Source organism: Vibrio splendidus, assembly GCF_003345295.1.
GTDB lineage: Bacteria > Pseudomonadota > Gammaproteobacteria > Enterobacterales > Vibrionaceae > Vibrio > Vibrio splendidus_K.
On record NZ_CP031056.1, the window covers coordinates 1,090,204 to 1,111,906 of the forward strand.

Consider the following 21,703-nt stretch of genomic DNA (forward strand, 5'->3'; position numbering starts at 1 on the left):
ATTCTGATATGTAGGGAGTTAGGTGTTCTACTCCCATCAATGAACCATCACGTTATTAATGAGAGAGTGAACCATTTTTAAGATAAAAATAAGATCAAATATCTTGATTTAATGGCCATGTCGTGACATTGGTTTTTTTATTTTCGTGATGAAATTGAAACATATGCTAGGCAGAGTCAAATCGGTATTAATTAAATTGGTTATTTTTGATGTGTCACCAAATGGCAAGCATGACGTTAGATGAATGATTAACATGGATTTTGAACATCAATTGCAGCCAATTAAGAGGTTCGAGAACTGCAATTGAAACAAGATTAACGTTAAAGGGTACTGGATATGAAACTGATAAAGATTCTCGCATTCTCTATGATTGTGTTGATTTCCAACGCGTATGCAATCACAGATGCCAGTGAGATTGGCGCAAACTCAGGTGCTATGAATTACTGCTACGATAACTTTTCTGACCCTAGCCAAAATTCGAAATATAAAATTCTCAAACTGAAAACCTATGAAAAGTACCGAGATCTACTTAGTGATGAACGTGCAAGAGCGTTATTAATGAAAAGGGCTGCAGAAGGTGGCGATTATTTAGGAGACCCTCTGGATAAGAGTCGATGCAATAGCCTACGAAAGGTGCTTTATATTAAATATAACTAAATAGTATGAATCTAACCCCTTATTTGATTTGCCAAGTAAGGGGTTTTCTAATTCTTAGGCACGACTGTCAACATATCAAACGAGAAACATCTAATTATAAAGAAGGTCCTAACGTATGGCGTTACCGAATAGAGGAGTACCACTTGTTCGCACAGATTGTGTTCATGACCTGGCTGAACTCTTTAGTGAAAGAGATATTAATGTGTATTCTTTGATTACTGGTGTTAAAGCACCGGTTGACATACAAACATGTGAATTCCCGTTTATACCTGAGACTGTTTTACTCAACATAATCAGAATGTTTGGTGAAAGTGTTTCGTTGGACACATTTGTGACTCGTGTTTGGGTAATGTGTAAGAACACCTATATACCGGGCGTGATTGCTCAGTTGGTTAAAGCAAGGGAGGGCACTGTAAAAGAAGCGCTAGAAGAATTCTGTGAAATCATTCGATATTACTCAAGCGGAGTTAAAATATCGTTAAAGCTCCATAATGATTGTTACTGGTTAGTTCGCGAAAAAGAGGGTGCGACACAAGACTGGTTTAAGTACGCGGAAATATTCTCGTTCATTTTCCTGGATGAGTTGATAACAGCTTTGACTAAACACAATAGCAAAGAAAAGTATGTGACAATTGTCAGCCCACATACGGAGTGCTTTTTTGAATGCTCACAGTTAGCACATGTTCAGTTTTTTACACTCCGCTCAGTCACAGGTATTCGTCTAAATAACGAAATTTTGAGTCAAAAAGTTAACTTAATAAAAAATTCAGGAAGAGAGGTTATAGATCGAGAAGGTATACCTAGTGATTTTTTGTGCTCATTCAAACATGCCATGCAACCATATTTGTCGATGGGAAAGTTACCCATATCAACGGCTGCGAACATACTGGGAATGAGTCCTAGGACTATCCAGAGGCGCTTATTCGGCGCAAGTGTAACTTATCGCGAAGTATTGGATGATCTTATTCTAAATGAAGTTCAGGTTCGGCTGAAGTACTCGGACGACTCAATAACGTCAATAGCAACCAATATCGGCTATGGTGATTCTGCTAACTTCACTCGTTTCTTTAAACGCAAAACAGGGTTTACTCCTTCACAGTTCCGCAGCCAACATCAAGGGTTATAGTTTTCTGTCAGTGAGGGGTAATTATATGATTGACTCAAAACTCTATACATTGATTAGAAAAGTTCGTCTTTGGTTTCTCGTTTTTGTGCTGGATATATGAACTTTATTAAATCGCATTCCCGTGGCGCGATATGACAATTCCTAAACGCTCTGATCCAATAACATGATTGGGTAGACAACAAATAGAGGAATCATCATGTCACACCGTTTTAATGAATATCGCTTACCACTTGAAAGCTCTCTCAAACATGCAGTTTCTTACCTAGAATCTTTAGCAGATAGACCGGTAGACAACGGTACAACCTCACAAGCGTTACGTGAAGCTATCGGCGGGGATTTACCATTGCGACCAACAGACCCATCACAAGTGATTAATGACATGGTAAAGAATGTCGATGCTGGTTTAATGGCATCTGGTGGTGCACGTTTCTTTGGGTACGCGATTGGCAGTTCATTTCCCGCTTCACTAGCAGCCGATTGGCTCGTGAGTGCTTGGGACCAAAATGTGCCTTATTACGTTTCTAGCCCTGCTATGTCTGTTGTTGAAGAAACAGCTGCAGAGTGGATGGTTGAGCTACTAGGTTTAAATAAAGGTACGGCGGTAGGTTTCACTTCTGGTGCTCAAGAAGCGATTTACACCGGTTTGATTACTGCCCGCAATGCACTGCTTGAACGCGCTGGTTGGGATGTGGTGACAAAAGGCTTGTTTGGAGCTCCTCGTATTAACGTTGTTGTCAGTGATCAAATTCATTCAACGATCAAGCGCGCGCTATCCATGATTGGTATTGGTCTTGAAACGATTGTCAAAGTACCAACCGACGATAACTTACGTATTATCCCAGATAACTTAAAAGAAATTATTTCAGGCTTAGAAGGCCCAACGCTTGTTTGCGCTCAAGCTGGCTGTATTGATTCCGGTGCTTTCGACCCATTTAATGAATTGGCTGATGCTGTCGAGAACCACGGCAACGCGTGGCTTCACGTAGATGGTGCAATTGGTTTATGGGCTGCCGCAAGTGATAAACAAAAGTATTTATTAGCAGGTATTGAACGCGCAGATTCTATTGATACTGACGGGCATAAATGGTTCAACATGCCGTATGACAGTGGAATGATCATCGTAAAAGATGCAGCGGCACTATCTAAAGCGATGGGCGGTAGTAACATGGGTGACTACCTTAATGATGCAATGGAAAAACCAGATCGAAATGCGATTAATTTTGGTATTTCTGCATCAAGAAGAGCACGTGGCGTTCCTGTGTATGCAGCGTTCAAATCATTAGGCAAAGAAGGGATTGTTGAACACATTGATCGTTGTACTGAGTTAGCTCAGCGTATGGCGAATAAGCTTTCATCTGTGCAAGGTATTACGATTTTGAATGATGTTATTTCTAATCGTTTCTCAGCACAATTTGGTGAAGGCGATGACACTTACCGCAATGAACTAACAGATCGAGTAGTTCACCGTTTACAGGAAGAGGGAACATTATATCCATCAACTTCGGGTTACAAAGGCTTGAAGACGATGCTGTTCTCTGTTCTGAGCTGCCATACTTCGACTGAAGACATCGACCTATCTGCTGAGAAGATTGTTGAAGCATACCTGACGGAGAAAGAATTTATGGATAATGCAGCCTCTTAATTCATCCCTTAGGGAGTAAGTCCCAATTGAATATTGGGACTTTTTACTAATTTCCATCTAATACATGAGTTATGGAACCACTATCTTGAGATGAATAAAAAGCCGCTATATCTCTCAAGTCTTGATCATCGAGCTTACTGAGCTGAACTCGCATCATTTCTGCGTAGTCGCCTTGTCTATTTCCGCTTTGGTATGCTTTCATCGTGTTATAGAGGTAAGTTGAATTTTGACCCGAAAGTTTGGGGTAATCAGTGTTACTTGTTTCACCCGTGGGGTTATGACAGAAAACGCAACTTGGTGATTTCATTTTACCCAGTTCAGGATCGCCAAAATCAGAGGCATGAAGGCTAGGGGAAAGAGTGAGTAATAGTAAAGCGAAGGATTGATAAGTCATGTTTTTACTCCAGTTAAAAACATAACAATAAGGCTTACCCTAAGGGGAAGCTCAAGTCTGAATTGCTATAGGTGCTATAGATGCTAATGGTGTTAACAGTTAAAGCGTACTTTTTGCTCTGTTAGGTAAGTAGAGGGGCTGCAGAAGTGATGTTTTCGTGAGTTTACAAGTTCGACTCGTATTTTATAGGGCGGGATGTTTTTCTACTTTTTAAAATGTGATTAAACCACAGACGATTCGATTTAAACTTCGTTTATTAGCCTGACAGTGATTCTATGAGGAACTGAATAATATCAGGTCACCTTTCAAGGGCTTAAATTCTAATACGTCTGTTTGAAAAAAAACTGCAATCGGCATTTTTATGTTCATAATTTCAACTATATGTCTGGTTGTATAATAGTCTCTAAACTATTGATAAAATGTGCTTTTCTTATCGCTTCTTTTCTATTGGTGACATTTATTTTTTTGTATATGTTGTATACGTGCGTTTTTACCGTACTTTCTGAAATAAATAGTTCGCTTGATATCTCTAGATTTGAATCTCCTCTGACAACTCGTTTAAATATTTGAGCCTCTCTTTTCGTCAGGTTAGACAGTATTACCTGAGACTTGAAAGTATAAGAGCACGCATTGGATAAAATATGTGACATTAACTTCCTAGGTAGCCATAGATCATCATCACATACCGTTTTTAAACAACGTGTAAGGTGTTCAATAGGAGCATCTTGATAAATCATTCCCTTTATATTAAACAAGTTGAATAGCTGCATTACGGTAATACTCTGTCCGGTAATGTCTGCGGGAACGTCATAGACTACCCATTTACTGGACTCTATTTTTGATAAGATGATGTTGATATCTTCGATATTTTCCAAGAGTAAGTAGCTAATGAGAACGACATCGAACGTTTTATGATTACGAGAGCGCTCAATGCTTAAAATACATTCTCTGCTAAAAGAAAAATCACTGTATTTCCCTATTTCTCGTTGAATAAACTGATTGTTAATACCGTTGTCACCTACCAGGAGTATGTGCTTTAAATTATTTTTATTTTCATACATAATTTACTCCGAAACTGAAAAATCATGTTTGATTGTATGATGGTGGATTTTATATAATTGAGTTGCATATCTCACTTTTTATATAATTACATAATTATGGTTGTTGTGAAAGTTGGGGTTCGATAGAAATTTGTAATGTATCGTCATATTGTCCTCCTGGTTTGTTCTCTGTTTCACCGATGACAAAACTCAAAGGAATAGGTTGGCCAATCGTAGCGGAAAGACGTTGAATTTTTGCATCCAGTTGTTCAAGGTTTACTCTGTCGTTATCAAGGGAAAGTTGGTATGGAATGTCCCATTTTTCCTCATTAGATTCATGACGTAGCATTCCTTGATGGGTTGATTCCAATACGATGGTATAAGCTGTGTTGCTTTGAACCCATAGGTTAGGTGCGGAACGAATAACCTTGTTGGAATATAAAGTCCCTAGATCAAGGTCATAATGTTGTTGGGTCAATCCATAAAAATGAATTTTTGCAGCAGGCGGAACGTTAACAGATACCGAGAGTGAACTGGGGCTAATTTCTATTTGTTTACTATCTGAGGTATAAGAAGGCGAGACTTCCAATAACCCTCGATAGGTTCCTGATGCTAACCATTGTTTACTTGGGAAACGCATTTGTATCGTTGCCGAAGGTTGGTTTTCTGTTAATGATAAGTGCCATTGATTAGCCACTGACATACCAATCTGCCCACTCCATTCAAAGCCGAGTTTTGCTTGGTTTACCCCTTTTAACGATCGACTGGTATCGTTAAGTTGTAAAATCAAGTCTAATTTGCAGGGTTCGCCAATTATGATCGCATCTATACGGTAAGTGTTTATTGTTGCGAAAGTTCCTGCGCTGAAAACATCATATTGTGATTTCGATGAGACGGGTTGAATAGCCAAGGCACTGGCTTCACACGCCAATGCCGAAGGTACATGGTTTATGGCGATGAGGAACAAGGATCCCCAAAGAACTTGTTTATTCCACATAAACATCTCCTAGTCTTATCAAGTTGTCACTGCGTTCACTGAGGGTAATGATGACGGATTCTTGTTCTTTAGTGTCGAGTACCAACTGGTACTTACCGGGCTTTAATCCAGAGATTGCGAATATGCCGTTACGATTGGTAAAGAAGTCAATCGGTAACTGTTTTGCATCACCAAGGTAATGTGCGACACCAGCGACAAGTGAAATAGGGTTGTTACTTTGACGATCGAATAGCTTGCCAATAACCGTTAATACAGCATCCGATCCGATCTGTAGCTGGAATCCCCGTTTATAACCAGGCTTAATCCAAAAAGCACCATCGCCTAAGTCATACCCTGGTGGCAAGTTATCGACCTCGTAACCGACTACTTGGCCATTATAAGCAACAAGGTCAGGAACCATGGCACTTGCATCTCCTTTAAGGTAAACGCGTGCGTACTCACCATCTTTTGTTGGGTCGACAGCCACGTCATTTTTTGCGAGGCTTTCGTGCTTGCTAACAATAGCAAATGCTTCGCGCACCGGTCTGCCGATCGTCACAGATGAACCTGCAAAAGCAAGGGCACTACTTATCGTCACATCAGTACTGTGATTTCGTGTTTCGCCACTAATGTCTTCAAGCCGCGAAGCGTGGGTCGCGTTTAATTCATAACGGTTAGCCGTGTAGTTAATCCCAGCATCCATATCGGCATCCGTTTCTTCGTTAGTAATGACACTCGCAAACGCCGACATCCCCCCTGTGTTACCAATATTATTCTGATAGCTGTAATCTAAGGCGGCTTCATTAAGCTCTGTTGTGTAACGACCGACAACACGAGTTTGTCTACTGAGAGGCCAGCTTATGGTGACAGTCGTGCTGATATCATCGTCTTCGGTTGCGTTATGCCGATAGTTAACGCGTGCACTCCAGGTGGCGGGAGTATCAAACAGTCCGTCCGATAAACTCGGGCTAATCAACCAATAATCGTTCTCTTTGTCTACCCCTGAGCGGTAATTGAGGGTCATGGCGGCACGTAAAGACTGACCAAGGTAAATAGAGCTGAATGCAGATACATAATGGGTGGTTAGATTGATATCGGTATCGGAAGCATCAAACCCTGAGACCCCAGTAAAATTGTTGGTCAGATATTCATAACTTACACTCAGTTGTGGGGACAGCGTGTTCGTATTAGAAAATTCCGCATCGAACGCAAATTTGTAAGCGTCGCCAGTTCCAAATGTAGGGTGTTCGCTACGCGAAGCATTGAGTTCAGTGACGCCCCATGTAGAAGCGAGTAAAGCGGTGGCTCCATATTGGTAAAGATCTTCACGGGTTTGGAAGTTGGTACCTAACGTTAACCAAGGGTTAATACCCACATCGACATAACCATGCAAAATGCGTTCGTCGGTTAGATATTCTATTTGCCCATTCTGTAATTCAGAAGGCGCTCCATACATGACGCTATATTCAAACTCACCGCCATTGAGCAAGTCGTTACCGGTCGCAATAGAAAACTCGATGCGTTCTTCATTCCCGGAGCGGTCGATGATGACGAGTACAATATCATTGCTACCTTGCGCTAGAGGTATGTCACTAAGGTTATAGCTACCAGCGCCTAGCGTTAATCGCTGGACTGCAATCCCATCTATATAGACATCGACATTTGAAGCTCTTTGAAGTGTGAATGATTGATTGGCTCGTGGTCGTGCATTTCTGGTTGGAATGAGCGTGAAATCTCGAGTTAAGCCAATACCAAGTATGTCGGTGCTGTCCTGAAAAGATTGACCACTGTTGTACATATCACCGAGCACAAGTCGCGTGCCTTGTTCTGCAAAGTCAATATTAAGACGAGATCCTTCTCTTACGTATCGCGAATCTTGCGATGAGCTGTTTTCTAAATAAGATTCATACTCAAAGTTTAGAAAACCAATGTTAAGTGCTGAGTCAAACTGACTGCGATAGAGATCCTGCCTTGACGAATTCTGATCGACATATTGGCTCTCATTAGCCGAAAGGGCAAAGTTAACGTATCCACTAAACAAACTTGGCTCAGCATAGTTATAAAAATCATCTGCGCCATTCATAGACAGTTGCTGGGTTAAGCTAAATTCAGGCGGTACTGTCACGATGCATTCTAATAAAGAAAAATCGAAACTAAGACCTAATCCTACGCTCTCAAAATGGTGCTGAGACAGCATTTTATCGCTTGTCGTGTCATTGAGTTTCCCAATACCTTCTTGAGTTACGACGGACGAAAGGAGAGAAAGCGTACTTTCCTTCGGTAACAAGATCTCGTTGTTTGCGGTAATGATAATGTCCGCTTCCCCCAGTATGGTGTCACTTATCCTTAACAAAGAGGTAAGTTGAATATCTCGCCCTGTCGGGTTCAAGATCATTTCTTGACCCCAAGCAGCAGGGCTTAAGGCAGCACAATAAAAAAGTACTAATACCAAGACATACAAAACTTGCCATATCTTGGGATAGGTTTCAGTTTTCATGCCCATGATAAGTGCCCACTGGTAAATAATTTAAAGAAGAAGGCAAAGTAATAATGGAGCGTGGTGGAATAAACTGCTCACCTAAAGCCTCATGTACTTTTTGGCTCTGAGATTCGAGCCCCGCAAAATGAAGTAACGATGTATAGGTAAATCGCGACCCAGAATTAGTGAGTGTAAGTTTGCCTTGTTCATCTATGTGCAATTTCACGTCAGGTTCTAAAGAGGATGAGTGAATGTGTAACAACGCATTGTAGTGAACTTGTAAATTGATACCGGTTGTTAAACCGATGGGTTTGTCTATTCTCGCGTTGTTCTGGCCAATATTCACGGTACTGAAGCGAACGAAGTAACTCTGGGAGGTTTCGAGTAATCGCTTTCCCAACCACTGTATACGGAATACTTGGCGTGCACCGGGTGCCAACATTGCGGCTGGTGGAAACACAAACATCTCTTCACTCGATAGATCTGATGTTTGGAACGTGCCATCAGATAAGAAGTTCAAACGACGAACGTTAGCTTCAAGTGGGAGAGCTTGTGTTGAATTGTTAGTTACAACCAGTTGCGATGTTGCCCGGTGATCTGTGTTGAGCTCGATGACGGTTGGAAACAATGTTATGCCAAACGTTTGTGCACACAGAAAGCAATAAATGAGCCCACCCAAGATATAACGTCTCATTACTATTGATCCTGCTCTATTTCAATCGATAGGGTGTCCACATCATAATTTTTAAGAGGCTGCATTTCGAAAAAGCGAGTAGAGTAGGGTAGGACTAAAGTACCCGGAATACGTTTAGCGATTTCTACGCCTTTTAAATATGTTGAATTTTTACCATCAGATATTTTCCATGTTGTATTGGTTAATCGACCATAACTATTACCACTGTTAAGTACCTCAAGAACCCATTTGTTCTTTTTGTCATTTTGTTCGATACTTTTAATTTCTAGCTGAGAAGCCGTGTTCTGAGGTCGCACGTTGATAAGCGTATTAAACTGAAGCAAAAGACTTACTTGCCCTTGATTACTGCTCGCTCTTTGAACTTTTACTTGCTTAACAGCAATGCGATACGCTTTAGATTCTGTGATGGAAGGATCGCCCAAATACCGCACCATAATGGATTGCGATCGTCCAGGTTCTATTATTGCGGTCACCGGTATCACTAATAGCTCGTCATCTGCAGGCGTCGTGGTCTCTTTTCCATATTCGTTCATGGTCATAAATACTGGAGATAATTCAACCGTGAGTGGTTCGGTAGACGAATTCTCAACCCTCATGGTCATTTGAGCTCTTTTGCCAAGCGGTGTCATTTCCATAGACATCGGTTCGACTTTGAACGCATGAGCGGACAGACAAGTGAATGACAATAGGAAAAGAACGATCCATTTATGCATGATCCATTTATACATAGCGAAGAGCTCCAAATTAAACTTATGTCTTTGATATTGATATTGAAATTGATATCGAGATTAAGTCGGAGGCCAAATAATAGCCCCCGACTTATTAACCTCTAATTTGAGGTGATATTGACGGTTAATGTATCTGAGTAGCCACCTGCCCATGGGGAGGTTTCTGTTGTCACAATATCAATAGATGCGGCAACACCAGTAGCCAATACTCCGGAACCACCATAAGAATTACTGACTGAAACGTCATTTTGACCTGGGCCCCCTGGTGCATTAAGCGTAAAAGGAGCTAAACCTGAAGGGTTGAATGTTGCATCGTATGTAAGAGCGTAGTCTTCGCTATCGTCTGACTCTAGACCACCTTCAGCACTTGTCAGTGTCACAGTTGCACCATCGACGTCATTACACTTCATGTTAAGACCACTAACAGAAAGGTTTTGAATTTGAGATACGTTACCGAAGTCCATCAGTTGCGTTGAAAGACCAGTAACTTCACATACAGGTGAAACAAAACCAACTAACTGGACATCACCAGGAGCGGCTTGGACTTGAGCACCAAAAATAGCAGTGACTGTTGCTGCGTAGAGTGTTAGCTTTTTCATTAGAAATTCCTTTATCTTAAATGATTGGCTCGAATACTGCTGAGCGTTTGTTGTTCTGCAGATACATTGCAGAGTTTTCACTTTGTCACGCTATGAATCGAAGGGTAAACTTCGATCTCGATAACGTCTTGATAATAACCTGCGAAACGCAAGCTATTTTCGAGTGCTACCCTAAGGCTCCCATGTTGAGCGAAAGGAATAACACCAGAACTGTCTATCATTACTGATGATATAAGTTGGCTGCTGTGTCGACTTTCATAAAGACGAAGCTCATCTATTTGTAATGACAAATTATAAGTTTCAATAATATCAACGCCTTGTTGTTGATATTTTAGTCCACCGTATTTTGAGTTAATCGTTATACCCAACGGGCGGTTACAATACACATTAAAAGGCAACGATTGCTCATCGAGATGTTCGGTAAACTTCATAATGTTGCCAGAGAAAAAATTTATTTCGCATCGATCTTTGATCTTGCCGTTAATTCCTAACGTTAAAGTATTGGCACTGACATTAAATGAAATTGACAGAACCAAAATTAACACGAAGACGGTGAAGCTATGAAGAATCCGAAATACTCTAAACATAATTTCACCTCTCACTGATTGAATGTAACTTGTTGCTTAACTTTCAAAACTATAAGTGCTTTAAAAAATGGTGAAGTAGTAAAAAAAGTTTATTATCTAGGAGAAGTATGATTTTTAGTATGATTTTAAGCTGAGAGGTAGAAGCGAAATTATTAGATAATAATTTAATATTCAATTAGATAGGTTGGTTTTACTCAATACTAATATTGACGGAGATTTTTTATTTAATTGATTAAAATAGAGCTATGGTCTACACGGGTGTTTTGGAGTTTTTGGTGGGTTACTGTCATCATGAATGTGACAGCATTATTAACGAAAACACTAATTTGATTATTTAATTTATAATTTGATTGTGGCGATTTAAAATTTTAATAATGGATGGCGAATATCTACTGTTTCTTTATTGAAATTAGTTCTTTACAAGAATCTATTAGGATTGATGTGTTCTAGTTTTAATTATCGTGTGCGTGGTGATTAAAAACTTGAATCTGTTATTACTAAGTCATTTACCTTTAGTGACAATACAATGCTGATAAGCCATTAATGTAAATCCAACTTAAACAATAATTTAATGTTTAAATGTTAGAATAATTTTCAGAAAGTATTCTCATAGGCCAAAACGAGATCGCGTTCTGTTCCAGTCAATCAAGTGTGTTTATTAGAAAATTAGCAGGTTTCGAGGGCTATTTGGGCTGTGGAATGGGTTAATGATTTTGCTGAAAGAATAAAGCTTCCCACAGGGGAAGCTCAAATCTCAATTGCTATAGAGGCTAATCTCGTCAAGAGTTAAAGCGCATTTTCTAGCCTTGTTAGGAAAGTAACGATGTCTTCTGAACTGATATCTCTATGGGTAACAAAACGTACTGGATTACCTGGCGACATCGTAATACCTTGTTCACCTAACTCTCGCGCGATGCGGTTAATATCCACAGATTCATCTAACTTCGCAAATACAATGTTAGTTTGAATGAAATCAGGGTTAACAGAGAAGCCTTTTAGCTTGCTTAAACCAATCGCTAGGTTTTTTGCGTTCTCGTGATCATTTTTAAGTTGAGCTACGTTCTCAGTCAGCGCCATTTTACCTGCGGCGGCAAGAATACCCGCTTGGCGCATACCGCCTCCGACCATTTTACGCAGTCGACGAGCTTTAGCGATGTACTCTTTGTTGCCAAGGAGTAGTGAACCGATTGGAGCGCCTAAACCTTTTGATAAGCAAATCGTCATAGAGTCGAAGTGCTGTGCGATCTCTTTGATGTGTACATCCAGCGCCGCTGCTGCATTATAAACGCGCGCGCCATCTAGGTGCATTTGTAAGCCGTGTTGGTTTACGAATTCACGTGCTTCCGCTAGGTAAGACATTGGCAGCACTTTACCATTGATCGTGTTCTCTAAACTAAGAAGCTTAGTAAGAGCAAAGTGGCTGTCATCTGGCTTAATCGCAGCGGCAAGCTTTTTAAAGTCGAGTGTGCCGTCTGGGTTGTTCTCGATGGGTTGAGGTTGAATCGAGCCGAGCACTGCAGCACCGCCAGCTTCATACTTATAGTTATGCGCTTGTTGGCCACAAAGGTATTCGTCACCACGCTCACAGTGTGCCATTAAACCAAGTAGGTTGGCTTGTGTACCTGAAGAAGTGAACATCGCTGCTTCAAAGCCGGTTTCATTGGCAGCCCAATGTTCCAATTCGTTTACGGTTGGGTCATCGCCATAAACATCATCGCCCACTTCTGCATTTGCCATTACGTCACGCATAGCTTGCGAAGGTTTAGTTACGGTATCAGAACGAAAGTCCATGCTTCTCTCCTAGAGTACTTTAGGTAGTCATATAATTGGCTATAGATAGCCACATAGTTGGGCTTTGCTTAAACAAGCGATAGTTTTTGTATCGGTGATTTGATCGTGTCGTATTTTGTTGTGCAGCTCTTCTAAGCTCAGCTCTATCACTTCTATAACTTCATCTTCGTCGCATTCAAATCGGGTAGTGAGGCTAAGATGTTTTGCGACAAATAAATGCTGAATCTCATCGCAGAATCCAGCCAAAGGTGTGACTTGTCCTAAGCTCTGAAAAAAAGTGGCACTGTAACCGGTTTCTTCTTCCAGTTCGCGCTGGGCACATTGAAGAGGTGTCTCATCAATTTCCATCGTGCCTGCAGGTAGCTCCAAAAGCCATTTCTTAAGAGAAGGACGAAACTGATTAATGAGGATGATTTTTCCTGACGAAGTGATAGGAAGAATAACGGCCGCGCCAGGGTGGTGTATTGTTGTATGTTTTACCACGACGTTCGTAGGGAGCGCCACGTTCTCTTCGATGAGAGAAATACTTTTCCATTGATGGATAACTTTACTCATGCAATTTGGCCACATTCCTTGCCAATTTTTCGTATAACTGAAGACGTGTACCACCATAACGTCTATGGTGTCGAAAATAAAAGAAAAATTAGGCTTAGCAATAGATTTAATTTGACGCCGTTCGTGATGTTACTCTCATAATTGGAATCTATGATTACGCGAAAATTGCAGCGTAACCATCTGATATAAAGGCAACTCAATAATAAAAGATACTTGTAACAAAGTGCTAACAAATGTATAAAAACGTATCTACACTCTCAACTGTTCAAAGATTTTCGGAGTAACGCATGAACCCTTCTATTTCCTCACATGCTGACAAGGCGCTACTCTCTGAAAGAATCAACAAATTAGCGCATGCTCTCTCAGATGGCGTTTACGAAAGAGAAGACACCATTAAGCTTTGTTTACTGGCGGCTCTTGCCGGTGAAAGTGTGTTCCTATTAGGCCCTCCGGGTATTGCAAAAAGTCTTATCGCTAAACGCCTCATCCAAGCTTTTGACAACAGTAGCTACTTCGAATATTTGATGACACGTTTCTCTACACCAGAGGAAGTGTTTGGCCCGCTAAGTATCCAAGAATTAAAAGACAACGGTCGTTACGTAAGACTGACCGAGGGTTACCTACCAACCGCACAAGTTGTATTTCTTGATGAGATCTGGAAAGCAGGTCCTGCAATCCTAAATACTTTGCTCACGGTCGTTAACGAAAAGACGTTCAAAAATGGCGCAGACATCGAGCGCGTGCCGATGCGTTTATTAGTGTCTGCATCTAACGAACTTCCAGATGAAGACAGCGGCTTAGAAGCTCTTTACGACCGGATGCTCGTTCGTGTGTTTGTAAACCGTATTCAAAACAAACAAAACTTCAAATCGATGCTGACGACGGGTACTTCTCAGGAAGCTGTGATTCCAAAAGGTTTGGCGATTACTGATATTGAATACCATCAATGGCAGAAAGAGCTCGATAACTTGGAATTGACGGATAACTCGTTTAACAAGCTATTTGAACTGAAAACCATGCTTGAAGAGACTGTCAAAAAGCAAAGTTCGGCTACTGAAACTGATCTATATGTATCGGACAGACGCTGGAAGAAAGCGGTCAAGCTGTTGAAGGCAAGCGCATTCTTCAGTGGTCGTGATAGCGTAAACCCGCTGGATATTATGCTACTGCAAGATTGTTTATGGCATAGTCCAGAATCGCGAGACGTTGTTCGTAGTGTGGTAAAAGATTTTGCATTGAACCGAGCGTTTGATCAGCAGGAGTCGAAATCTCAAATCGAAATGTCACGTGAAGAGCTTGAAGAAATTCAAGATGATGTTGAATCAACGTTATCGGTGTCGCTCTCTATGGAATCAACCAGCGGCTTACTGCGTAAAGATGTTTACCAAAATGATATCAAGAACGCGAAAATGTACAGCGTCGGCAGCGCTTACAACCTAGTTAAACTGGTTATGCTGCAAAGCAACATGTCGGTTTCTGAATCTGAGAAAGGCGATAGCCGTTGGGTATATGTAGCCAAGGATGATTTTGACCGTGCGCTTAAAGAAGGCCACGGCGATATTTACGGTTACGTAAATGAAAATAAAAACCTATGCCGTTTAAAACTCGACTTGGATGCATCGAACCAATTAGTGATTAAAGATATTGCCAATCGCTCTGTATTGGTGAGTGTGGTTACTACCGACGGTTTAGACCAAGAATTGTATAACAAGTGGTTGAGTGGCGCTGAGAAAGCCTTAGAACAGTTAACTGAGGCTGAATTTAAGTTAAAGAGAGTTCGAACTGAATTCCATGATGCGTTGCCTCACAACTATATTGATCCTGAGTTACCGAAGGCAATGGAAGCAAGCTTGCAAGCTGTAACGCAAGATCTTGAAACCACGAAAGTCAAGAGCAGTAAGATCGCACAGCGTATTAAGTTCATGAGTCAGTACTTCGAGTAAGGGGAGAGCATATGTTAGGAGCAGACGGCTTAAACCTCGCTTTGATGGTGGCTGACTCAGGAATCATTGATACAGCGATGAATGATCTCATCGCTCGTTCTCAAGTCATGATGGCTGCTGAGAACAAGGGCGTGAAAACGTCGGTCAAAAACCATTTGGTTAAGTGGCGCGGTAAAGTAAAAAAACGCGTCACTAAAGTGTGTGAAACCGATCGTTTCCAGGAAGAAATTGCATTGTACCAAGAGGTTATCTACTGGGATGAACCTCAGTTTTTTGATGAGATTGACAGTGTCATCAAAAAATTGGAGTGGCACTCAGCGTTCTACCTTCAAGCAAGACGTTTAATGGAAAACAACAAAGGCGTTTATAACGCAATGTTTCCACACTACTTTTGCGACCAGTGGTATCAATCGCTTTCAGACGCGATTAAGCAAGCTCAAGTAACCGAACTTGAAACAAGCAAAGAAAAAGTCTTAGCTGACCTTTATCAACGCATGGAAACCATGAAAAACATGGATAAAGTGACGGAGTCGGGTGATGAAGGGAGTGTAGGGCGCTTGTGGGACATGGCTTCGGCTAAGTTGAGTAAAACCGACCTAACGGTAATGAAGCGTCATGCGGAGTTTCTAAATAAGCACAAAGGCCTTCAAGAAATTGCTGAAAAACTCGGTCGCATGGCTGGTTTAGAAGATGATCCTTCTCTGCACAAAGCCCCTGTAGAAGAACTACAGATGGTTGAAGAGAAGAGCGATGAGGCAGTCGATGATATTGTTGGGATCCATGAAAGTGATGACCTCAACAAGATGCTGCCGAATGAGACCATGTTCTTAGCGTACCCAGAGCTTGAGGTTATCTTCTATAAACACTTGGCTGATAAGCGTTTGCTTAGCTATCGTTCGCAAGGTAAATCTCGAACGCTACGTAAGGTGAAAGCTCAAAAGCCAGACAGCAAATCGGTGGACATTGAAAAAGGTCCATTTATTGTTTGTGTTGATGCTTCGGGGTCAATGAGTGGTTTCCCAGAACAGTCGGCAAAAGCGATGGCTTATGCCTTGATGCAAATCGCCTTAGCTGAAGAACGCGACTGTTATGTGATTTTGTTCTCTTCAGAACACATTACTTATGAATTGACGCGACAAGACGGCCTACGTGAAGCCAGTGACTTCCTAAGTTACTCATTCCACGGCGGGACAGACCTTGAGCCAGTGCTAATGAAGTCGATAGATTTGATGATGGGCGACAAGTACAAGAATGCTGATTTGATCGTTCTTTCTGACTTTATCGCACCAAAGCAGTCTGATGAAATGATTGCTCAAGTCGAGAAACTTAAAACGCACAAAAACCGTTTCCATGCAGTTAGTCTTTCTAAGTATGGTAACCCTCAACTTATGACCATGTTTGATCACTGTTGGTCGTATCATCCAAGCCTCGTTGGCCGCTTCATGAAAAAGTGGTAGTGCGCAAACTCCTTAAATGAATCGACTTTGCTGTATGCTTTTTGAATAAAAAGATCGAACATGCAGCAATTTGATTTAAATGTCAGCAAACAGAATTTAAATTCACATTTTTGTTTGACTATCTTCACTCAATCCGTAAAGTAGGCACCCGAACACAGCGGGGCTAACGTTTAGTCGGTTCTAACGTGTTGAAAAATGGCGCCTTGGCAGAGTGGCTATGCAGCGGATTGCAAATCCGTGGACCTCGGTTCGACTCCGGGAGGCGCCTCCATTCTCTTTCTCTCTTATTTAGTTAATGAGAAATTAGAAGAATGAAATTGCGATACTAGCTCAGTTGGTAGAGCGCAACCTTGCCAAGGTTGAGGTCATCGGTTCGAACCCGATGTATCGCTCCAAATTTTGTAATGTTGATTCATTTTGACATTAAGATGGTGTTTTACTTTTCAGTAATCGGCATCGCAATAAAGAATTGCGTGCCCTGGTGGTGGAATTGGTAGACACAAGGGATTTAAAATCCCTCGGCGTTCGCGCTGTGCCGGTTCAAGTCCGGCCCGGGGCACCATCTATTTGATTGTTACCTTTTTTTTTGGTAGTGCTCAAAAGAGTTGTTCTCTTTAAACACTACTGAAGGCGCCTTGGCAGAGTGGCTATGCAGCGGATTGCAAATCCGTGGACCTCGGTTCGACTCCGGGAGGCGCCTCCATCATTTAGAAGAAACCAGTCCTTGTGGCTGGTTTTTTCGTTTCTGGCTTCTTTGTTTCTTCATCCTTGCCTCTTCATTTCTCCCCCTTTTCCTTTCATAGACCCACTCTATTTTGATGAGATCCTAAGTTGAACCTTTGTTGATAGACTAGTAAATAAATCAAAGTCACAATTAACCATAATGCTCAATTTGTTTCATTGTTTTATGGGATAACCCTAATTAAAACATGCGTATGAGTGATAGTGTCCCTCTTTATATTTCTTTAATTGTTCTATAAGAGGTTCTTAAATATGCAATTTAGTCTAAAGAGGAAAATGGTTTTCTCTGTAGTTTTGGCGATTGCTGTTACATCTGCCATTCTTCTTTTCATGGGTTATAAGACTTTTCAAACAAACAGCTGGCAAGCAATAGAAAGTGAAAGCCGCAATACGCTTCAAGCTCATGCAAAAGGCATCAGCGACTGGTTTTACGATAAGAAGCAAGCAGTACACGGACTTAAGCAACAAGTACAGCTTAACCCTTCAATAGATATCGTTCCTCATTTACGTCAAACCTTGGTATCTGGTGGGTTTGGATTGAGCTACTACGGTAACAAACAAGGTGAGATGTTTCGCCATGATCCTTCATTGAATAAAGCGGGTTACGACCCAAGAGTCCGAGGTTGGTATAAACAAACATTGGCTGAAAATCGAGCTGTGACAACAAAGCCGTATGTGAGTGTGACGATGCAAACCTTGGTGGTGACACTGACCGATCCTGTGACCGAAAATGGTTCAATCATCGGTGTTGTGGCATCTAATCTTGCGTTAGACAAGCTAATTGAAGATGTGTTGGCTATTCAGGTTCCAGGTAATGGACGAGCGATACTAATTGATAAGCAAGGCACGGTCGTTGCTCATCAAAATAAAGATTTCATCCTTAAGGAAGTCAAAGAGATAGCACCTGAATTAAGTGTTTCTGGATTAAACAGTGCTGCGCAGAACTTGACGACGATCTTTACGCAAGTGGATGGTGCCGAGCGAGTCATCATGGCTGAGCCAATTAAAGGCACTGACTGGTTACTTGTGATTGAAATGGATAAAGACGTACTAGAGCAGCCCCTGTTCGATATGTTGATTAGCCAAATTACCACAGGTTTGATTGTATTGATCGTTATGGCTGTAGCAACCTCATGGTTTGTGGCTCGTCAATTAGTTGAACTGGGTCGAGTGAGTGAAGCATTAGCTGATATTGCGGAAGGGGAAGGCGATCTCACCCAAAGACTACAAGTGTCGAGCCAAGATGAGGTGGGTCAACTTGCCGATAAATTTAATGTCTTCGTTGATCGACTCCATCAAATGATGCAAAACGTCACTCAAGTTTCTACCGCGATGAACAGCGGTGCCGAGCATGCTAATACCAGTGCGATGAAGCGCAGTGATAGTGTAAGCAGACAACAAGATGAGATCACTATGGTAGCAACGGCTGTGACAGAAATGGCGACAGCAACAGCCGAAATCGCCACGAATGCTGAGAGTACGGCCAAAAGTGCGACTCATTCGGTGGAGTTGAGCGAGCAAGGTTTCCAACAGATGGCCAAAAGCCAATCATCGATCAATGAACTTGCTACTGAGCTAACAAGCGCTGTGTCTATCATCAGCGAGCTTGAAGAGCATGGTCAACAAATCGCGTCTATCTTAGCGACGATTCGTGAAATAGCGGAGCAAACTAACTTACTCGCGCTCAATGCGGCCATTGAAGCGGCTAGGGCAGGCGAACAAGGCAGAGGTTTTGCTGTGGTGGCTGACGAGGTTCGTGTGCTTTCTCAACGTACTCATGCTTCAACAGAAGAGATCGAAGACAAGATCAAACGCTTACAACAAGCGACCAATGGTGCGGTGAAAGTGATGACACAAAGCCATGATATGGCGAAAACAAGCGTACATGACGTGGACATGGCCGGAGAGAGCCTAGCTCAAATCCGTGAAGCGATTCAGATGATCAGTGATATGGCGACTCAGATTGCTTCTGCCGCTGAGGAACAATCTTTAGTTACCGCGGAAATCAATGCGAATACTGAGTCTGTTCGTGAAGTTAGTGATGTGATGGCGCTTGATGCGACAGATGCAGTTTCGCAAGCCGATCAGCTCAGCCACTTAGCTAACGATCTCAAACAGGAACTATCAAGATTTAAACTTTAAGTTCAGTTAAAACCATAAAGGCACAAGTCATTACAGGCTTGTGCTCTTTTTTTTATGCAGCCAGCATCAACTTAATTCACTGCCTCAGTGCTTATCGAAGAAATCTTTGTTACGAATATACTTGCTCATTAGGTGATAAGAGAAAGGCCGGATCAACCAACTGAAAATTGAGCGTCCAAGGCGTATTAACGTCGGTGTGTTTTCATAGATCCTGCCGTTATAGAGCCAAAGTACTTTCCCTACATGCCAATACAGCAGTGGCACGGGCGGCATGAAGGTGACAATATCGATGTCACAACAGATACGGTAGGTTTTCTTGCCCAAACGGTAGTTCTTTTTAAAACTCCAATCACCAATTGCAGGTTGTCCAAAAGTCACAATTCGTTTGATACAGCCTGGATACTTTTGGTCTAGGTAGTCAGCAAATACACAACCAATAGAGCCACCAGAAGAGTGCCCAGTAATAGAAATTCTTTTCCCTTGCTCTAACAAAGGCAAGAGCGTGGCTTCTAAGCGTTCGATAACGGTTTGCCCAAGCTTGTCTTCGTTACGACCTGGTTGGCTTTCTTGGAACATAAGATGATAGAAGCCAGCGTGTACCCGATAGTTCAACCCAATCCTTTTACAGCTTCTGGTCCATAGTGCAAAAGTGAGTAGCCAGTCAGAAACGCTGTGTGACCCCTTGATAACCACGACGACTTCATCTTTGTCGCTGCTCCATAAGACTCGAATCATGGTTTTGCCAAACTGATTCTTTATGATGCGCTGTCCATTAGGATCAAAACCATAACGAGTTTGTCTAAATACTCTAGGGTAGGCGAGGTTGCAGAGCACGGCGTAGCGTTCATATTGGTATCGTTTTAGTGGCTTCACGTTGTCATTTCGTAATAGTTGTTACTTAAAACTTTAGTCTTTGAATGTGAAAAGCACATGAAAACGAGGGTGTGTTTCGTTCATTCTATGGAATCAACAGTATTTAGTGAATCTTCGAACTGGATTTCGGCTTATGAGTTCCCGTTAAAACTCAAAATCTACGTATAAGAACCGTACAAGCTGCACTAAATTCAATCGTTTGAGTTCGATAATTAATCACTTGAATTGAAAGATAAAATTTACTGTTGACGAATTTTTTCTATCCGTTAAAGTACACCTCGTTCTCACGGCTTAGGTCGCTGAGAGATGGTGTTTTACTCTTCAGTAATCAGCATCGCATGATTGCGTTGCCCTGGTGGTGGAATTGGTAGACACAAGGGATTTAAAATCCCTCGGCGTTCGCGCTGTGCCGGTTCAAGTCCGGCCCGGGGCACCATCTATCTAGTTTCTACTTTAAGTAGAGTGTTGAACAAAGAGTAGTTCTCTTTAAACACTTCAATATATTTTTATGTTGATAAAGGCGCCTTGGCAGAGTGGCTATGCAGCGGATTGCAAATCCGTGGACCTCGGTTCGACTCCGGGAGGCGCCTCCATTCTCTTTCTTATTTAATTAATGAGAAATTAAAAGAATGAAATTGCGATACTAGCTCAGTTGGTAGAGCGCAACCTTGCCAAGGTTGAGGTCATCGGTTCGAACCCGATGTATCGCTCCAAATTTTGTAATGTTGATTCATTTTGACATTAAGATGGTGTTTTACTTTTCAGTAATCGGCATCGCAATAAAGAATTGCGTGCCCTGGTGGTGGAATTGGTAGACACAAGGGATTTAAAATCCCTCGGCGTTCGCGCTGTGCCGGTTCAAGTCCGGCCCGGGGCACCATCTATTGGATTGTTACCTTTTGTTAGGTAATGCTCAAAAGAGTTGTTCTCTTTAAACACTACTGAAGGCGCCTTGGCAGAGTGGCTATGCAGCGGATTGCAAATCCGTGGACCTCGGTTCGACTCCGGGAGGCGCCTCCATTATTTAGAAAGCCCGATCAGAAATGATCGGGCTTTTTTACGTCTGTAGGAAAGTGGTTTCGGTTTAGATAACTTCTTGTCTTGTCTATCTCCGGTATCTTGCACGGAATTTCTAGGGGAAGGATGCGCGAGGAAATATCTGCGCTGATGAGTCGTGCGGAAGTTTTGTGCGAAAATACCGAAGGGAAAACCTCCGGTATGTCTCTGATCTTTGTCTTGTCGGGCGGAAAGTGTACACGAAGCTTAAATAAAAAAATTA

The 21,703-nt window shown here is 41.8% G+C and carries 17 protein-coding genes and 9 tRNA genes; 15 read left to right on the plus strand and 11 right to left on the minus strand.

Annotated features, from left to right (window positions below; all coding sequences use genetic code 11):
* Positions 1 to 336 precede the first annotated feature (336 nt).
* From DUN60_RS20465 to DUN60_RS20475, 3 genes are all read left to right on the plus strand, one after another.
* Complete coding sequence (locus DUN60_RS20465) at positions 337 to 657, plus strand: hypothetical protein (protein WP_114635279.1); 321 nt, start codon at positions 337 to 339, stop codon at positions 655 to 657.
* Positions 658 to 772: 115 nt separating this feature from the next.
* Positions 773 to 1,783 (plus strand): helix-turn-helix domain-containing protein, encoded by a 1,011-nt coding sequence (locus DUN60_RS20470; protein ID WP_114635280.1) that lies wholly within the window; start codon positions 773 to 775, stop codon positions 1,781 to 1,783.
* 196 nt (positions 1,784 to 1,979) lie between these two features.
* Positions 1,980 to 3,425: a pyridoxal phosphate-dependent decarboxylase family protein gene (locus DUN60_RS20475; RefSeq protein WP_114635281.1), complete on the plus strand. Its 1,446-nt coding sequence runs from the start codon at positions 1,980 to 1,982 to the stop codon at positions 3,423 to 3,425.
* A gap of 46 nt (positions 3,426 to 3,471) precedes the next feature.
* On the opposite strand, the gene DUN60_RS20480 is transcribed toward DUN60_RS20475, so the two are convergent.
* The 10 genes from DUN60_RS20480 to DUN60_RS20525 all read right to left on the minus strand — a co-directional run bounded on the left by DUN60_RS20480 (position 3,472) and on the right by DUN60_RS20525 (position 13,268).
* On the minus strand, positions 3,472 to 3,819 hold the full coding sequence (locus DUN60_RS20480; RefSeq protein ID WP_114635282.1) for a c-type cytochrome: 348 nt from the start codon (positions 3,817 to 3,819) through the stop codon (positions 3,472 to 3,474).
* Between the two features lie 377 nt (positions 3,820 to 4,196).
* Positions 4,197 to 4,880 carry a response regulator transcription factor gene (locus DUN60_RS20485; RefSeq protein WP_054545539.1) on the minus strand — a complete coding sequence of 228 codons (684 nt, stop codon included), beginning with the start codon at positions 4,878 to 4,880 and terminating at the stop codon, positions 4,197 to 4,199.
* Positions 4,881 to 4,974: 94 nt separating this feature from the next.
* A complete protein-coding gene (locus DUN60_RS20490) occupies positions 4,975 to 5,856 on the minus strand; it encodes a hypothetical protein (RefSeq protein ID WP_114635283.1) in 882 nt (293 codons plus the stop codon).
* Positions 5,846 to 8,230, minus strand: a complete 2,385-nt coding sequence (locus DUN60_RS20495; RefSeq protein ID WP_114635770.1) for a fimbria/pilus outer membrane usher protein — start codon at positions 8,228 to 8,230, stop codon at positions 5,846 to 5,848. Before DUN60_RS20495 ends, DUN60_RS20490 begins: the two co-directional genes overlap by 11 nt.
* Before the next feature lie 91 nt (positions 8,231 to 8,321).
* Complete coding sequence (locus tag DUN60_RS20500; RefSeq protein WP_114635284.1) at positions 8,322 to 9,008, minus strand: fimbrial biogenesis chaperone; 687 nt, start codon at positions 9,006 to 9,008, stop codon at positions 8,322 to 8,324.
* A 2-nt stretch (positions 9,009 to 9,010) separates the two neighbouring features.
* Entirely contained in the window at positions 9,011 to 9,736 is a 726-nt protein-coding gene (locus tag DUN60_RS20505) for a fimbrial biogenesis chaperone (RefSeq protein ID WP_114635285.1), read from the minus strand.
* Positions 9,737 to 9,837: 101 nt separating this feature from the next.
* On the minus strand, positions 9,838 to 10,335 hold the full coding sequence (locus DUN60_RS20510) for a hypothetical protein (RefSeq protein ID WP_017076027.1): 498 nt from the start codon (positions 10,333 to 10,335) through the stop codon (positions 9,838 to 9,840).
* Positions 10,336 to 10,412: 77 nt separating this feature from the next.
* The gene (locus tag DUN60_RS20515; protein WP_244212224.1) at positions 10,413 to 10,937 is read right to left on the minus strand and encodes a hypothetical protein; all 525 of its coding nucleotides are present in this window, start codon (positions 10,935 to 10,937) and stop codon (positions 10,413 to 10,415) included.
* A 771-nt stretch (positions 10,938 to 11,708) separates the two neighbouring features.
* On the minus strand, positions 11,709 to 12,713 hold the full coding sequence (gene ltaE / locus DUN60_RS20520) for a low-specificity L-threonine aldolase (RefSeq protein ID WP_114635286.1): 1,005 nt from the start codon (positions 12,711 to 12,713) through the stop codon (positions 11,709 to 11,711).
* Between the two features lie 39 nt (positions 12,714 to 12,752).
* A complete protein-coding gene (locus DUN60_RS20525; protein WP_114635287.1) occupies positions 12,753 to 13,268 on the minus strand; it encodes an NUDIX hydrolase in 516 nt (171 codons plus the stop codon).
* Between the two features lie 287 nt (positions 13,269 to 13,555).
* On the opposite strand from DUN60_RS20525, the gene DUN60_RS20530 reads away from it, so the two are divergent.
* The 7 genes from DUN60_RS20530 to DUN60_RS20560 all read left to right on the plus strand — a co-directional run bounded on the left by DUN60_RS20530 (position 13,556) and on the right by DUN60_RS20560 (position 19,551).
* The gene (locus DUN60_RS20530; RefSeq protein ID WP_114635288.1) at positions 13,556 to 15,211 is read left to right on the plus strand and encodes an ATPase RavA domain-containing protein; all 1,656 of its coding nucleotides are present in this window, start codon (positions 13,556 to 13,558) and stop codon (positions 15,209 to 15,211) included.
* An 11-nt stretch (positions 15,212 to 15,222) separates the two neighbouring features.
* Complete coding sequence (gene viaA, locus DUN60_RS20535; protein WP_065105819.1) at positions 15,223 to 16,668, plus strand: ATPase RavA stimulator ViaA; 1,446 nt, start codon at positions 15,223 to 15,225, stop codon at positions 16,666 to 16,668.
* Between the two features lie 197 nt (positions 16,669 to 16,865).
* Positions 16,866 to 16,939 (plus strand) — tRNA-Cys (locus DUN60_RS20540).
* 48 nt (positions 16,940 to 16,987) lie between these two features.
* A tRNA-Gly gene (locus tag DUN60_RS20545) sits at positions 16,988 to 17,063 on the plus strand.
* Between the two features lie 80 nt (positions 17,064 to 17,143).
* Positions 17,144 to 17,230: transfer RNA gene (locus DUN60_RS20550), tRNA-Leu, on the plus strand.
* A 67-nt stretch (positions 17,231 to 17,297) separates the two neighbouring features.
* Positions 17,298 to 17,371, plus strand: a tRNA-Cys gene (locus tag DUN60_RS20555).
* A gap of 290 nt (positions 17,372 to 17,661) precedes the next feature.
* Positions 17,662 to 19,551, plus strand: coding sequence for a methyl-accepting chemotaxis protein (locus DUN60_RS20560; protein ID WP_479688301.1), 1,890 nt, complete (start codon positions 17,662 to 17,664; stop codon positions 19,549 to 19,551).
* A gap of 84 nt (positions 19,552 to 19,635) precedes the next feature.
* Here DUN60_RS20560 and DUN60_RS20565 read toward each other — a convergent pair whose 3' ends face one another.
* Positions 19,636 to 20,424 (minus strand): lipase family protein, encoded by a 789-nt coding sequence (locus DUN60_RS20565; RefSeq protein ID WP_114635290.1) that lies wholly within the window; start codon positions 20,422 to 20,424, stop codon positions 19,636 to 19,638.
* 349 nt (positions 20,425 to 20,773) lie between these two features.
* Here DUN60_RS20565 and DUN60_RS20570 point away from each other — a divergent pair.
* The 5 genes from DUN60_RS20570 to DUN60_RS20590 all read left to right on the plus strand — a co-directional run bounded on the left by DUN60_RS20570 (position 20,774) and on the right by DUN60_RS20590 (position 21,444).
* Positions 20,774 to 20,860, plus strand: a tRNA-Leu gene (locus tag DUN60_RS20570).
* Between the two features lie 83 nt (positions 20,861 to 20,943).
* Positions 20,944 to 21,017, plus strand: a tRNA-Cys gene (locus DUN60_RS20575).
* Positions 21,018 to 21,061: 44 nt separating this feature from the next.
* A tRNA-Gly gene (locus DUN60_RS20580) sits at positions 21,062 to 21,137 on the plus strand.
* An 80-nt stretch (positions 21,138 to 21,217) separates the two neighbouring features.
* Positions 21,218 to 21,304, plus strand: a tRNA-Leu gene (locus tag DUN60_RS20585).
* A gap of 66 nt (positions 21,305 to 21,370) precedes the next feature.
* A tRNA-Cys gene (locus tag DUN60_RS20590) sits at positions 21,371 to 21,444 on the plus strand.
* Positions 21,445 to 21,703 lie beyond the last annotated feature (259 nt).

Bases quoted from the DNA above. Each gene is read 5' to 3' on its own strand.
- DUN60_RS20525 (WP_114635287.1), bottom strand. From the start codon at position 13,268: ATGAGTAAAGTTATCCATCAATGGAAAAGTATTTCTCTCATCGAAGAG.
- DUN60_RS20465 (WP_114635279.1), top strand. From the start codon at position 337: ATGAAACTGATAAAGATTCTCGCATTCTCTATGATTGTGTTGATTTCC.
- DUN60_RS20510 (WP_017076027.1), bottom strand. From the start codon at position 10,335: ATGAAAAAGCTAACACTCTACGCAGCAACAGTCACTGCTATTTTTGGT.
- DUN60_RS20560 (WP_479688301.1), top strand. From the start codon at position 17,662: ATGCAATTTAGTCTAAAGAGGAAAATGGTTTTCTCTGTAGTTTTGGCG.
- DUN60_RS20470 (WP_114635280.1), top strand. From the start codon at position 773: ATGGCGTTACCGAATAGAGGAGTACCACTTGTTCGCACAGATTGTGTT.
- DUN60_RS20505 (WP_114635285.1), bottom strand. From the start codon at position 9,736: ATGTATAAATGGATCATGCATAAATGGATCGTTCTTTTCCTATTGTCA.
- DUN60_RS20530 (WP_114635288.1), top strand. From the start codon at position 13,556: ATGAACCCTTCTATTTCCTCACATGCTGACAAGGCGCTACTCTCTGAA.
- ltaE (WP_114635286.1), bottom strand. From the start codon at position 12,713: ATGGACTTTCGTTCTGATACCGTAACTAAACCTTCGCAAGCTATGCGT.
- DUN60_RS20475 (WP_114635281.1), top strand. From the start codon at position 1,980: ATGTCACACCGTTTTAATGAATATCGCTTACCACTTGAAAGCTCTCTC.
- viaA (WP_065105819.1), top strand. From the start codon at position 15,223: ATGTTAGGAGCAGACGGCTTAAACCTCGCTTTGATGGTGGCTGACTCA.
- DUN60_RS20480 (WP_114635282.1), bottom strand. From the start codon at position 3,819: ATGACTTATCAATCCTTCGCTTTACTATTACTCACTCTTTCCCCTAGC.
- DUN60_RS20490 (WP_114635283.1), bottom strand. From the start codon at position 5,856: ATGTGGAATAAACAAGTTCTTTGGGGATCCTTGTTCCTCATCGCCATA.
- DUN60_RS20495 (WP_114635770.1), bottom strand. From the start codon at position 8,230: ATGATCTTGAACCCGACAGGGCGAGATATTCAACTTACCTCTTTGTTA.
- DUN60_RS20500 (WP_114635284.1), bottom strand. From the start codon at position 9,008: ATGAGACGTTATATCTTGGGTGGGCTCATTTATTGCTTTCTGTGTGCA.
- DUN60_RS20485 (WP_054545539.1), bottom strand. From the start codon at position 4,880: ATGTATGAAAATAAAAATAATTTAAAGCACATACTCCTGGTAGGTGAC.